14 protein-coding genes and 1 pseudogene are annotated in these 11,829 nt (G+C 73.0%); 8 read left to right on the top strand and 7 right to left on the bottom strand.

All coding sequences use genetic code 11. The features are described 5' to 3' along the window. Together ACFYOS_RS17810 and ACFYOS_RS17805 are read left to right on the top strand one after the other, a co-directional pair. A pseudogene (locus ACFYOS_RS17810) lies at positions 1-319 on the top strand (RNA helicase); the annotation flags it as partial. A 176-nt stretch (positions 320-495) separates the two neighbouring features. Beyond that, positions 496-1,125 carry a putative glycolipid-binding domain-containing protein gene (locus ACFYOS_RS17805; protein ID WP_387142228.1) on the top strand — a complete coding sequence of 210 codons (630 nt, stop codon included), beginning with the start codon at positions 496-498 and terminating at the stop codon, positions 1,123-1,125. A 76-nt stretch (positions 1,126-1,201) separates the two neighbouring features. On the opposite strand, the gene ACFYOS_RS17800 is transcribed toward ACFYOS_RS17805, so the two are convergent. The 3 genes from ACFYOS_RS17800 to ACFYOS_RS17790 all read right to left on the bottom strand — a co-directional run bounded on the left by ACFYOS_RS17800 (position 1,202) and on the right by ACFYOS_RS17790 (position 3,676). Next, positions 1,202-2,293, bottom strand: coding sequence for a PLP-dependent cysteine synthase family protein (locus tag ACFYOS_RS17800; RefSeq protein ID WP_387142225.1), 1,092 nt, complete (start codon positions 2,291-2,293; stop codon positions 1,202-1,204). Positions 2,294-2,303: 10 nt separating this feature from the next. Next, a complete protein-coding gene (locus ACFYOS_RS17795) occupies positions 2,304-3,149 on the bottom strand; it encodes an SDR family NAD(P)-dependent oxidoreductase (RefSeq protein ID WP_387142221.1) in 846 nt (281 codons plus the stop codon). Positions 3,150-3,217: 68 nt separating this feature from the next. Continuing rightward, a complete protein-coding gene (locus ACFYOS_RS17790) occupies positions 3,218-3,676 on the bottom strand; it encodes an Lrp/AsnC family transcriptional regulator (protein ID WP_387142218.1) in 459 nt (152 codons plus the stop codon). 269 nt (positions 3,677-3,945) lie between these two features. On the opposite strand from ACFYOS_RS17790, the gene ACFYOS_RS17785 reads away from it, so the two are divergent. Beyond that, entirely contained in the window at positions 3,946-4,212 is a 267-nt protein-coding gene (locus ACFYOS_RS17785; RefSeq protein ID WP_387142215.1) for a BldC family transcriptional regulator, read from the top strand. Positions 4,213-4,293: 81 nt separating this feature from the next. On the opposite strand, the gene ACFYOS_RS17780 is transcribed toward ACFYOS_RS17785, so the two are convergent. Beyond that, positions 4,294-4,938 carry a UbiX family flavin prenyltransferase gene (locus tag ACFYOS_RS17780; protein ID WP_387142212.1) on the bottom strand — a complete coding sequence of 215 codons (645 nt, stop codon included), beginning with the start codon at positions 4,936-4,938 and terminating at the stop codon, positions 4,294-4,296. Between the two features lie 169 nt (positions 4,939-5,107). On the opposite strand from ACFYOS_RS17780, the gene ACFYOS_RS17775 reads away from it, so the two are divergent. Then, positions 5,108-6,073 (top strand): terpene synthase family protein, encoded by a 966-nt coding sequence (locus ACFYOS_RS17775; RefSeq protein ID WP_387142209.1) that lies wholly within the window; start codon positions 5,108-5,110, stop codon positions 6,071-6,073. 8 nt (positions 6,074-6,081) lie between these two features. Here the strand turns inward: ACFYOS_RS17775 and mqnP are convergent, their stop codons facing one another. The 3 genes from mqnP to ACFYOS_RS17760 form a co-directional block, all read right to left on the bottom strand. Further along, positions 6,082-6,993: a menaquinone biosynthesis prenyltransferase MqnP gene (gene mqnP, locus ACFYOS_RS17770; RefSeq protein ID WP_387142206.1), complete on the bottom strand. Its 912-nt coding sequence runs from the start codon at positions 6,991-6,993 to the stop codon at positions 6,082-6,084. Further along, positions 6,993-8,453 (bottom strand): menaquinone biosynthesis decarboxylase, encoded by a 1,461-nt coding sequence (locus ACFYOS_RS17765; protein ID WP_387142203.1) that lies wholly within the window; start codon positions 8,451-8,453, stop codon positions 6,993-6,995. Before ACFYOS_RS17765 ends, mqnP begins: the two co-directional genes overlap by 1 nt. A gap of 87 nt (positions 8,454-8,540) precedes the next feature. Then, on the bottom strand, positions 8,541-9,116 hold the full coding sequence (locus ACFYOS_RS17760) for a carboxymuconolactone decarboxylase family protein (protein ID WP_387142200.1): 576 nt from the start codon (positions 9,114-9,116) through the stop codon (positions 8,541-8,543). 48 nt (positions 9,117-9,164) lie between these two features. On the opposite strand from ACFYOS_RS17760, the gene ACFYOS_RS17755 reads away from it, so the two are divergent. The 4 genes from ACFYOS_RS17755 to ACFYOS_RS17740 all read left to right on the top strand — a co-directional run bounded on the left by ACFYOS_RS17755 (position 9,165) and on the right by ACFYOS_RS17740 (position 11,720). Next, positions 9,165-9,635, top strand: a complete 471-nt coding sequence (locus ACFYOS_RS17755) for a MarR family winged helix-turn-helix transcriptional regulator (protein ID WP_387142197.1) — start codon at positions 9,165-9,167, stop codon at positions 9,633-9,635. Between the two features lie 113 nt (positions 9,636-9,748). Next, positions 9,749-10,339, top strand: a complete 591-nt coding sequence (locus tag ACFYOS_RS17750; RefSeq protein WP_387142194.1) for an RNA polymerase sigma factor — start codon at positions 9,749-9,751, stop codon at positions 10,337-10,339. Beyond that, a complete protein-coding gene (locus ACFYOS_RS17745; RefSeq protein WP_387142192.1) occupies positions 10,336-11,328 on the top strand; it encodes a CU044_5270 family protein in 993 nt (330 codons plus the stop codon). Before ACFYOS_RS17750 ends, ACFYOS_RS17745 begins: the two co-directional genes overlap by 4 nt. 167 nt (positions 11,329-11,495) lie before the next feature. Next, entirely contained in the window at positions 11,496-11,720 is a 225-nt protein-coding gene (locus tag ACFYOS_RS17740; RefSeq protein ID WP_387142190.1) for a hypothetical protein, read from the top strand. Positions 11,721-11,829: the final 109 nt, after the last annotated feature.

Here is an 11,829-nt window from a genome sequence, read left to right as displayed (position 1 = left end):
CCAGGGCGAGCGCCGGTTCGGGGACCGCCGTACCGGTGGTGAGCGGGAGGCGCGCGGTGACCGACGGTTCGACGAGCGCCCGACCGGCGGGCGCGGCTTCGCCGACCGGGGTGAGCGCCGGTACGAGGACCGGGCGCCGGGCGATCGGCGCTTCGGCGACCGGGACGGTCGGGGCGACCGACGCTTCGGTGACCGGGGCGGCGACTTCCGGTCGACCGACCACCGGGGCGGCTTCCGGCCGGAGGGGCGGGGCCGGGACGACCGGCCGCGCGATGACCGGCGTGGCTTCGGCGGCCGCCCGCCCGCGCGCACCCACTGACCGCGCGGAACGCCGCCGCCCGACATCGGGACGGGCACGCGGAACGCCGGCGCCCAGCCGGTGATCGGCGAGGGGGTGTACCCCTGGATTGCGAAGCGCCGTCGTCGAGCGACTGCTCGGCGGCGGCGTTTCCGCATCCCGTGCCGGCGCCCGGCCGGTCGCGTAACGTCCGATTCATGCCGACAGTGCCGAAGTCGCTCTTCTGGTCCAGAACCGACACCGCGGGGTCCGAACACGTGGTCCTCGACGACCGCCAGGGGCTCAGCGCGCGGGGCGTGCTGCTGGCCGTGGACCCGATCCCCTACACCTGCCGGTACCAGCTCACCGTCGGAGCGGACTGGGCGGTCAGCCGGCTCGAGGCCGAGGCGGAGGGGGCCGGCTGGGCGCGGAGCGTACGCCTGGAACGGACCGGGGACGGCTGGCGGGTGCGCACCGGCGAGGAGGGCGACCTGGACGCGGCGTTGGTGGCGACCGGGCACCCGCCGGCCGGGTTGCCGGGCACCGACGAGCCGGACCGGCTGGCCGAGGCGCTCGACGTCGACCTGAGCGGCTCGCCGCTGTTCAACACCCTCCCGATACGTCGGATCGGGCTGGGCCGGGCCCCGGCGGACCAGGCCCGGCAGGTCACCGTGGCCTGGGTACTGCTGCCCGGCCTGGCAGTGCTCCCGGCCGACCAGGTCTACACCTCGCTCGGACCGGGCCGGATCCGCTTCAACAGCGACAGCTTCGCGGCCGACCTGGACATCGATCCGAACGGCTTCGTAGTGCGCTATCCCGGGCTGGCCGAGCGCATCGACCCCCGCTGACCCGCCGCGCGCTCTCCTGTCCCCGGAGTGAGAAGGGTTCCCTTCGAGACCGCAGGCGTTAAGCGGGGCCCTTCCGTCAGGCCGGCCAGGCGCCGGTAGCGAGGAAGCGGTCGATGGTGGCCAGGTGCGGGGCGAGGTCGAGCCCCTGCCGGGCCACCCACTCGTCGTCGTAGTACGTGTGGGCGTACCGGTCCCCGGGGTCGCAGATCAGGGTGACCACCGAGCCGGTCCGCCCGGCGGCGAGCATCCCGGCGATCAGCCCGAACGCGCCCCACAGGTTGGTGCCGGTGGAGCCACCCACCCGGCGGCCGAGCACCGCCGAGCCGGCGCGCATGGCGGCGAGCGACGCGGCGTCCGGAACCTGGACCATCCGGTCCACCACGGAGGGGAGGAAGGACGCCTCCACGCAGGGCCGACCGATGCCCTCGATCCGGGAGCCCTTGTCGGTCCGCATCGACCAGTCGCCGGCCTGCCAGGCCGGGTAGAAGGCGGAGTTCTCCGGGTCGACCACGCAGAGCTTGGTGGGCAGCCGGCGGTAGCGGGCGTACCGACCGATGGTGGCGCTGGTGCCCCCGGTCCCGGCGCCCACCACGATCCACGCCGGCACGGGGTGCCGCTCGAGGGCGAGCTGCGCGTAGATCGCCTCGGCGATGTTGTTGTTGCCCCGCCAGTCGGTGGCCCGCTCGGCGTACGTGAACTGGTCCATGAAGTGCCCGCCGGTGTCCTCGGCGAGCCAGCGCGCCTCGATCACCACCTTCGCCGGGTCCTCGACCAGGTGGCAGCGGCCGCCCTGGAACTCGATCTGGGCGACCTTCTCCGGCGAGGTGGAGGCGGGCATGACCGCGATGAACGGCAACCCCAGCATCCGGGCGAAGTACGCCTCGGAGACCGCGGTCGAGCCGGAGGACGCCTCGATGATCGTGCTGTCCGGGCCGATCCAGCCGTTGCACAGCCCGTAGAGAAAGAGCGAGCGGGCGAGCCGGTGCTTGAGCGAGCCGGTGGGGTGCACCGACTCGTCCTTGAGGTAGAGGTCGATCCCCCACGCACGGGGCAGCGGGAAGGGCAGCAGGTGGGTGTCGGCGGAGCGGTTGGCGTCCGCCTCGACCGTGGCGATCGCCTCGGTCACCCAGGTCCGGCTGGCCTCGTCACACCGGTCGAGATGAGTCACGTCGGCAACGTTACAAGCGAGGTCGGCTCGCGTCCGGCCGGGTCCGGCGTGCCTGCCGGCGCTGGCCGGCCCGGCCCGCGGCCCGGACCACCGGGGTCAGCGCCAGGGCGAGCCGGGGGAAGGCGTCGAGGAGGCGGACCTGGGCGCCGCGCCAGCGCGGCAAGCTGACCACCGGGCGCGGGCGGCGGGCCAGCCGGACGGCCCGCGCGGCCACCCGCTCCGGCGTGAGCAGCGTTCCGGTGAAGGAGGCCAGCGCCCCGGGGTCGTCCAGCTTGTCGTGCAGCATCGGCGTCCAGATCCCGTCCGGGCACAGGCACGACACGTGTACCCCCCGGACGCCGGCCATCCGCAGGTCGGCGAGGGTGCCGAGGCTGAACGCGAGCAGGGCGTGCTTGCTGGCCGCGTACACGGTCTCGCCGGGGGCGGCGACCAGCCCGGCCAGGGAGACGACGTTGAGCACGTGGCCGTGGCCCTGCGCGCGCATGACGGCCAGCGCGGCGAGGGTGCCGGTCATCGCCCCGAGGGCGTTCACCTCGACCAGCCGCCGCCGGGTGGCCGCGTCGTGCGTCCAGGAGGGGCCGGTGGCCAGGATGCCGGCATTGTTGACCCAGAGCCCGAGGCCGCCGGCCCCGTCGCCCGCGGCCTCTGCCGCCACCTCGGCACAGGCCGTCTCATCGCGCACATCGAGCGGGCGGGACCAGCCCCCGAGCGGCGCCGCGGCGGCCGCCACCGCGGCCGCGTCCACATCGGTCAGCAGCACCCGCCAGCCGTCGGCGTGCAGCGCGGCGGCGATGGCCCGGCCCAGCCCGCCGGCCGCCCCGGTGACCACGGCCGCTCCCCGCGCGGAGATCGTCATCGGCGCACGGTATCCCCGACGGGCGGGCCGGCACCAGAGGTCGCGGGCCGGCGGCGGCGGCTGACCGGTCAGGAGGCGGGCGACTCGACCGGCTGGGGACGGTTCTCCCACTTGGTCGACAGCGCGATGCCCGTTCGGGTGGAGGCAACCCCGGGGGTCCGGTTCAGCCGGACGATCAGCTGCTCCAGCTCGGCGATGGTGCCCACCCGCGCCTTCAACAGGAACGACTCGACGCCGGCCATGAAGTAGCAGGACTCGATCTCGGGCATCTGCCGGAACGCCTCCAGCACGTCGTCGGTGTCGGCGGTGGAGTCCTCCACGATGCCGATCAGCGCGGTGACGCCGAGTCCGATCGACTCCGGCTCCACCTCGGCCCGGTACGCCCGGATGACCCCGCTCGACTCGAGCTTCCCCACCCGCTCGTGCACCGCCGGGGCGGAGAGCCCGACCTGGCGGGCCAGCTCGGCGTACGACAGGCGGGCGTTGCCGCGCAGCAGCTCCACGAGGCTCAGGTCGATCGCGTCCACGGAGAGTGACCCTATCCGTTCCGGCGTAACGCGCGACGCTCGGCACCAGTTGAACATGACGTCGCGTCGCCATTCACAAACGTCCAGTCACGGGGGTTCTCCGCCGGTAGCATTTACTAACTTCTCACTACGTGCGTTTTTCGCGTTTTGACGGACAGGCCATCTCGCCGGTGCTGTAATTGCCGTACGTCCCTCATGACGGCTCTGGGCTCGCACCGGCCGGGGGCAGTGTGTTCAGCCGGGGGCTTCGTCGACGCGAGGAGGGGGCTGTGGACACTGGAGATCGCCTGCTGACACCGGGTGAAGTCGCCGCGCTGTTTCGGGTTGACCCGAAGACCGTGACGAGATGGGCAGCGGCCGGCCGGATAGGCAGCATCCGGACTCCAGGCGGGCATCGCCGGTTTCGGGAATCCGAGGTGCGAGCCCTGCTTGAGGGGGAGGGCATGCTGGAAGAGGCGGAGGACATGGGCAAGTCGCGCAACATGGGCCCCACCGCCTCGACCGGCCCGGGGCCGGCGAACGCCGGAATGTACTGAGTCGGCACCGATCGGCACGCGGACCGGCCTCCGGCCGGTCCGCGTGCCGTCGGCCCGCGACCAGCTCTCCGATCAGCGCCGTCAGGTCCGGTCCGCGTCCCGTCGGGCCGCCGCCAGCTCCCCTGACCAGCGCCGGAACAGTGTGTGCGGTACGCCGAGCGCGTCCAGCACCTTGCCGGCCACGAAGTCGACCAGCTGCTGGGCGGAGGCCGCCGCCCCGGCGCCGTAGAACCCGGGACTGGCCGGCAGCACGACGGCACCGGCGTCGTGCAGGGCGATGAGATGCTCCAGATGGCTGCGGGTGACCGGCGTCTCCCGGGGCACCACCACCACCGGCCGCCGCTCCTTGAGGTTCACCTCGGCAGCGCGCTGCAACAGGTCCTTGGAGAGCCCGATCGCGATGCCGGCGCAGGCCGCCGTGCTCGCCGGGACGACGGCCATGCCGCGTACCCGGTAGGAACCGCTGCTGGGTCCGGCGGCCAGGTCGCCGGTGGGCCAGTGCCGCAGGTCCGCGTCGGCGAGGTCGCGGCCCAGCCAGGCCGCCAGGTCCGCGGCCCAGTGCCCGTCCCGGAACGGGCGGCCGGTCTCGTCGAGGATGGTCAACCGGGCGGCCCGGGAGACGATCAGGTCCACCGCCTCGCCGGCGTCGAGCAGGCCCCGGACGACGGCGGCCGCGTACGGCGTGCCGGAAGCCCCGGAGACGCCGACCACCCATGGTTCACGCATGCCGTCAAGCGTGCCTGGTCGGCGCCGCAGCCGGACGGCGACCCCCGGGTCCGGCGTCCGGACCGTCCCGCTTGTCCCGCCACCAGCGCCCTTGTCCACCCGGGCGGCGGGGACTACGGCGACCTGCCATGCTTCCGTCGGTGATCCACATCGATGGAAGGGATCGGTGATGACGGAGGCGGTGCTCCGGTCGCTGGCGTCCGGCTGCCCCCTTGTGCCCCGGCTCTCCCCGCACGCCGACCCGGTGCAGGACTGGTTGGTCGGCCAGCTCGACCGGCTCGGCCTGCCGCTGGACGCCGCCGCCCGGCGGCGGCTGGCCCGGGCCGGCTTCGCCCGGTACGCCGGTCGGCTCTACCCGGACGCCACCGAGCCTGACCTGCGGGTGCTGGCCGCCCTGTTCACCTGGTTCTTCCTCGTCGACGACGCCTGCGACGGGCCGGGCCGGCCGGACCCGACCGGGATCCGGGCGCTGCGGGACGGGGCGCTCGCCCTGCTCCGGGAGGGCCCACGGGCCCGCCACCCCGGCTTCTCCGGCCCGCTGCGCCGGCTGCTGGTGCAGGCCTGGCGGGAGCCCCGGCGCCGGATGCCGGCCCGCTGGCGGCTCCGCTTCGCCGATGCGGTCGCCGACCACCTCGACGGGGTCTGGGGGGAGGCGGTCGCCCGGTCAGCCGGCCGGCCGCCCGGCGTCGACGAGTACGTGGCGTTGCGCCGCACCACCTCGGCGGCGTACGTGTCGTACCCCCTGATCGAGTTCGCGACCGGGCGACCGCTGCCCGACGCGGTCTACCACCATCCCGCGCTGCGCCGGCTCGGCGAACTCGCCAACGACCTGCTCTCCTGGTTCAACGACATCGCCTCGCTGGACCGCGACCGGGCCACCGCCGGGGGCCACAACCTGGTGCTGGCCGTGGCCGCCGAGCGGGGTGTGCCGGTGGGGACCGCGGTGGAGTTGGTCGCCGCGCGGTGGCGTACGGAGATGGCCCGCTTCACCGCGCTGCGCGCCGCCGTGCCGTCGTTCGGTCCGGCGCTGGACGAGTCGGTGACCGCCCATCTCGACGGGGTGACCAACGCCGTCCGGGGCACCGTCGACTGGACCCTGGAGAGCGCCCGCTACCCGGTCGGCGCCGGACGCTGACGCCCGGCTCAGGGCCGCAGGCCGAGGCGGACCAGCAGGTCGAGCAGGGCGAACACGAACAGCGCGATGCCGACGAAGCCGTTGGCGGTGAAGAACGCCCGGTTCACCTTGCTGAGGTCGGTCGGGCTGACCACCAGGTGTTGGTAGCCGAAGGCGACGGCGGTGAACGCCAGCCCGATCCACCAGAGCCAGCCGAAGCCGACCAGCGCGCCGAACCAGATGAACAGCGCGAAGGTGACCACGTGCGCGACGGTGGACGCGTGCAGCGCGAACCGCAGCCCGTACCGGGCGGGGACGCTGTGCACCCCGATCGTCCGGTCCACGTCGGCGTCCTGGCAGGCGTAGATCAGGTCGAAGCCGCCGATCCAGAGGCCGACGGCGGCGCCGAGCAGCCAGGCCGGCCAGGAGCCGGCGAGGGTGCCGGTGACGGCCAGCCAGGCGCCGACCGGGCCGACCGCCTGGGCGATCGCCAGGATGGCGTGCGGCCAATTGGTGAACCGCTTGCCGTAGGGGTAGACCACCAGCGGCACCACGGCGAGCGGCGCCAGCACCAGGCAGAGCGGGTTGAGCAGGGCCGCGGCGGCGAGGAAGACCACCAGTGCGACCGCGGCGCCGGTCCACGCGGTCCGTACGCTCACCGCCCCGGTGACCAGTTCCCGCCCGGCGGTACGTGGATTCCGCGCGTCGATCCGCCGGTCGAGGATCCGGTTGGCGGCCATGGCGAACGTCCGCGCCCCGACCATCGCGACGGTGATCAGCAGCAGGTCGAGCCAGCGCACGTGCCCGCTGTTCACCTGCATCGCGGTCAGCGCCGACAGGTACGCGAACGGCAGCGCGAAGACCGAGTGCTCGATCGCGACCAGCTTGAGGAAGGACTTGACCCGGCCCGGGCGTTCGACGGGCTCCAGCACGGCCGTCATCAGATTCCGTACTCCTTCCAGCGCTTGTCGACCAGCGAGGCCACCTCGGGCGACATGGTCATCTCCTCCGGCCAGCCCCGGGTGTAGCCCTCGCTGGGCAGCTTGCGGGTCGCGTCGATGCCCGCCTTGCCACCCCAGAACTGCTGGTACGACGAGTGGTCGAGGTGGTCGACCGGGCCTTCGGTGACGAGCAGGTCCCGGGCGTAGTCGACGTTGCCGAAGGCGCGAAAGGCGACCTCGTTGTAGTCGTGCACGTCGCAGTCCTCGTCGACGATCACGATCAGCTTGGTCAGCGACATCAGGTGCGCGCCCCAGATCGCGTTCATCACCTTCTGCGCGTGCTTCGGGTAGCGCTTCCGGATGGACACGATCGCGCAGTTGTGGAAGACGCCGGCGGCCGGCAGGTCGTAGTCGACGATGTCCGGGATCATCATCTTCAGCAGCGGCAGGAAGATCCGCTCGGTGGCCTTGCCCAGGCCGTGGTCCTCCTGCGGCGGCTTCGACGTGATGATCGAGTGGTAGACCGGGTCACGCTGCATGGTCATCGCCTCGACGTGCAGCACCGGGAACGGCTCGACCGGGGTGTAGAAACCGGTGTGGTCACCGAACGGCCCCTCGGGCAGCCGCTCGCCGGGCTCGAGGTAGCCCTCGAGCACCACCTGGGCGTGCGCCGGCACCTGCAACGGCACGGTGAGGCAGTCGACCATCTCCACCCGCTCGCCGCGCAGGAAGCCGGCGAACAGGTACTCGTCGATGTCGCTGGGGAGCGGCGCGGTCGCCGCGTACGAGACGACCGGGTCGCAGCCGATGGCGATGGCGACCGGGAGCCGCTGGCCGAGCCGCTCGGCGACGGCGTGGTGCGCGGTGGAGTCCTTGTGGATCTGCCAGTGCATGCCGAGCGTGTTCCGGCTGTGCTGCTGGAGTCGGTAGAGGCCGAGGTTGCGCTTGCCGGTCTCCGGGTGCTTGGTGTGGGTCAGTCCGAAGTTGTGGAAGATCCCGCCGTCGCCGGGCCAGACCTGCAGGCCGGGCAGCCGGTCCAGGTCGACGTCGTCGCCCTTGTACACCACCTGCTGGCAGGGCGCGGTCTTCACCTTGCGCGGCGGCACCGACTTGAGCTGCATGACCTTGCCCAGGCCCTCGCGGATGCCGGACCAGCCGACCGGTAGCTCCGGCTTGATCAGCCCGCCGATCCGCTCGCCGATCTCGTCCAGCGAGTCGACGCCGAGCGCCATCGCCATCCGCTTCTCGGTGCCGAACAGGTTGATTGCCACCGGCATCTCGCCCCGGGTCGGCCGCTCGAAGAGCAGCGCCGGACCGCCGGCGCGGACGGTCCGGGTGACCACCTCGCTGATCTCCAGCGTGGGGTCGACCGGCACGCTCACCCGCCGCAGCTCGCCCGCGCGCTCCAAGGCCGCGAGGAAGTCCTTGAGATCGGTGTACGGGAAGCCACGAGCCGCCATGCCTGTCAGTCTCCCGCACCGCTCCCAGATGTAAGGAAGGGCCCCCGGTTAACGCCTGATGCGGGTAAAGGGGCCCCTCCTGACACCTCAGGCGGCCGGCGTCCAGGCGTACCTGGCGAGCGGCGGGTCGAGCGGGGCATCGGTGAGGCGGTTGGCGAAGGTCGAGATGGTGTACGTGCCGATGCCGAGCACCACGTCCAGCGCGTGCCGCGGCCGCCAGCCGGCGGCGAGGAAGGCGTCCAGCTCCTCGTCCGGGACGGCGCCGCGGTGATCGAGCACGGCCAGGGTGAACCGGCGCAGCGCCGCCAGTCGGGGCTCGGGCAGCTCGGTGCCGGCGCGGAGCGCCTCGACCAGCTCCGCCGTGCCGTCGTGCCGGCTCAGGGCGGCGGTGTGCATGGCCACGCAGAGGTGGCACTCGTTGCGGGTGGCGACGGTGAACACGACCACCTCCCGGGCGATCGGGTCCAGGTCGGTGGACTCGAAGACGGCGTTCGCGCCCAGGAAGCCCTTGAGCAGTTCCGGCGACTCGGCCATCAGGGCGACGGCGGTGGGCAGGTGCCCCTGCTTGCGGTGCACGGCGGCCATGACCGGGCGGGCGGCGGCGGGGGCGGTGTCGGGGGTGTGGGCGGTGAAGACCGGTCGGGACATGGTGGTACCCCTCACGTAAGATAGTCAACGTGGTTGACGGAATAGTAAACGTGGTTGTCGAACGTGGCAACGCCTGACCGCCCCGGCTTCGCGCTCCCGCTCCTGCTGCTCGCCGGCTTCCGTACGCTCATCGACGACCTGCACGCCGAGCTGGCCCGACAGGGGCACCCCGAGCTGCGCCCCGCCCACGGCTTCGTCCTCCAGGCCGTCGGCTCGGCCGGCACCACCGCCTCCGACCTGGGCCAGCGCCTCGGCGTCTCCAAGCAGGCGGCCGGCAAGACCGTCGACCGGTTGGTCGCGCTCGGCTACCTGGAACGCGTCGACGACCCCGCCGACGCCCGCCGCAAGCTGGTCCGGATGACCGGGAAGGGCTTCGACGGACTGCGCCGCTCGGCGGTCGTCTTCGACCAACTCCGCGACCGCTGGGCGGCCACCCTGGGCGCCGACCGGGTCGCGGCCATCGAGGACGACCTCCGCCGGATGGTCCCGGCCGACGTCTTCCGCCTCGACGTACCCGGCTGGTTCGGCGGATGAGCAACGCTCCCGCCCCGGCGTGAACCCGGAACCCGGCTCACGGAGAGACAGGGTGACAGATCACTCGTGGACGGGAGGTTCCTCGTGAGTCAGCTCCGACAGACCACACCACCGTGCTGACGGTGGTCGGGCGGGGCGTCGACGACGCCACGGCCATCGCGGCGTCCCAGCAGGACGCCGAGGAGTTCGGTGTGCTCTACGACCGGTACGCCGCCCAGCTCTACCGCTACGCCTACCGTCGCGTCGGACCGGAACTCGCCGAGGACGTGGTGGCCGACACGTTCCTCGCCGCGTTCCGCCGCCGCAGCTCCTACGACCTCGCCCGCACCGACGCCCGGCCCTGGTTCTTCGGCATCCTGACCAGGGAGATCGCCCGACACCGCCGGTCCGAGGAGGCCCGGTGGCGAGCCGTCGGACGGGCCGGGACCGACGACGTCGCGGAGGGCTTCGCCGACCGGATCGTCGCGTCGGTGACTGCCCGCTCCACCCGGCGCCCCCTGGCCGAGGCGCTGCGCCGGCTCTCTCCCGGCGACCGGGACGTGCTGCTCCTCGTCGCCTGGGGCGACCTCAGCTACGAGGAGGTCGCCGAGACGCTCCACATCAAGATCGGCACGGTGCGCTCACGGCTGCACCGGGCCCGCCGCAAGCTGCGCGCCGCGCTCGGCGACAGCAACCCGACCGACATCACCGAGGTGGACCGATGACCGACCTGAAGTCGCTGGACGAGCTGGGCCGCACCCTCGACCCGCCCGCACCGACCCCGCCCGGACGGCTCCGGCACCGGGTGCTCACCGAGGCCACCCGGCCGGCCCGGGGCCGGTGGCGGTTCACTACCCCGCGGTTCGGCTGGCGGCTGGCGGCGGTGGGCGGGCTCGCCGCCGCGCTGACCGTCGGCGTCCTGGCCACCCAGGTGGTCTCCTTCGGCGACCGCACACCGGCGTCGACCGCGTCCGCCGCCGACCGGATCCTCGCCGGAGCCGCCGACCAGGCCCGCCACCGGCCCGCCCTGACCGTCCGAGGTGACCAGTTCGTGTACGTCGAGTCCCGCACCGTCACGATGAGCGTGCGCGAGGGTGGCCCGGGTCGGGCGACGATCAGCCCGGCGCTGCGCCGGATCTGGCTCTCCGTGGACGGCACTCGGGACGGACTGCTGCGGGAGCGGGGCGACTCGGTCACCGGCCGGGAGGACATGATCCTGCCAGGGTGCCAGGACGGGACGAGCACCTATCGGAAGTACGGCAAGCCTGTGCAGGTCGAGTGCACGCCCACCCCGGGCTACCACGCCGACCTGCCCACCGACGCCGATGGCATGTTGGCGTACCTGTACCGCGGCGCGGACGCGACGAAGAACCCGCGGGACCAGGAGGCGTTCACCGCCGCCGGTGACCTGATCCGAGAGGCGTACCTCTCGCCGGCGTCGCTGGCCGCCGTCTTCGAGGCGGTCGCCCGGATCCCCGGCGTACGGGTCGTCGGCGACGTCACCGACGCGGCGGGGCGCGCCGGCGTCGCGCTCGCCCGGGACGAGGTGCAGGGTGTCCGGGCCGAACTCATCTTCGACCGAAAGACGTACGCGTTCCTGGGCGAGCACGAGATGCTGACCCAGGGCGCGTATGGCCTGAAGGCGGGGAAGTCGATCAACTCGACGGCGGTGCTGAAGGTCGCCGTGGTCGACCGCGCCGGGCAGCTGCCCTGACGAACGCCCGCCACCGCTGGGCGGGACGGTCCCGCCCGGCGGTGGCGCATCAATCCGAGCAGAGCCACCTCGACGAGAACGATGTCGAACCGGCTCGCGGCCGCTGGACGAGCGAGGAATGTCACCGGCTCTGGCGCGGCACCGGTGCCCGGGCGCAGGGTGGACGCATGGACGCCTACGTCGTCGGCGATCCGGACGGGTTGTCCCCACTGCTGACTGCGCTGCGGGACGCCGTCGCCCGTGAGCTGCACGCCCAGCTCGCGCTCCGCGCCGAGCGGATCGAACTCGCAGACGTCCCGGAGATCGCCTACCAGGTCACCCTCCGGGTGGACGAGACACTGCGCCAGCGCGGACGAGGCTCATCGTCGACCGGTCGCCAGTCGCCGGAGTAGAGCCTGATCGGATCGACGAGGACCTACCAATTCCGGCGGACGGCGAGCTGCCGCAGCGGATGAGCAGGTTGTGAGCCCGGTGTGAGCGGAACGTGAGCGACCGGCGTGA

This window comes from Micromonospora sp. NPDC005806 (assembly GCF_042871425.1).
In the GTDB taxonomy this organism is placed as follows: Bacteria; Actinomycetota; Actinomycetes; order Mycobacteriales; family Micromonosporaceae; genus Micromonospora.
The sequence above is the reverse complement of the archived record's forward strand: the minus strand, read 5'-3'. Positions and strand labels throughout refer to the sequence as shown.

Bases quoted from the DNA above. Each gene is read 5' to 3' on its own strand.
- ACFYOS_RS17740 (WP_387142190.1), top strand. From the start codon at position 11,496: ATGGACGCCTACGTCGTCGGCGATCCGGACGGGTTGTCCCCACTGCTG.
- ACFYOS_RS17765 (WP_387142203.1), bottom strand. From the start codon at position 8,453: ATGGCGGCTCGTGGCTTCCCGTACACCGATCTCAAGGACTTCCTCGCG.
- ACFYOS_RS17795 (WP_387142221.1), bottom strand. From the start codon at position 3,149: ATGACGATCTCCGCGCGGGGAGCGGCCGTGGTCACCGGGGCGGCCGGC.
- ACFYOS_RS17745 (WP_387142192.1), top strand. From the start codon at position 10,336: ATGACCGACCTGAAGTCGCTGGACGAGCTGGGCCGCACCCTCGACCCG.
- ACFYOS_RS17780 (WP_387142212.1), bottom strand. From the start codon at position 4,938: ATGCGTGAACCATGGGTGGTCGGCGTCTCCGGGGCTTCCGGCACGCCG.
- ACFYOS_RS17805 (WP_387142228.1), top strand. From the start codon at position 496: ATGCCGACAGTGCCGAAGTCGCTCTTCTGGTCCAGAACCGACACCGCG.
- ACFYOS_RS17775 (WP_387142209.1), top strand. From the start codon at position 5,108: ATGACGGAGGCGGTGCTCCGGTCGCTGGCGTCCGGCTGCCCCCTTGTG.
- mqnP (WP_387142206.1), bottom strand. From the start codon at position 6,993: ATGACGGCCGTGCTGGAGCCCGTCGAACGCCCGGGCCGGGTCAAGTCC.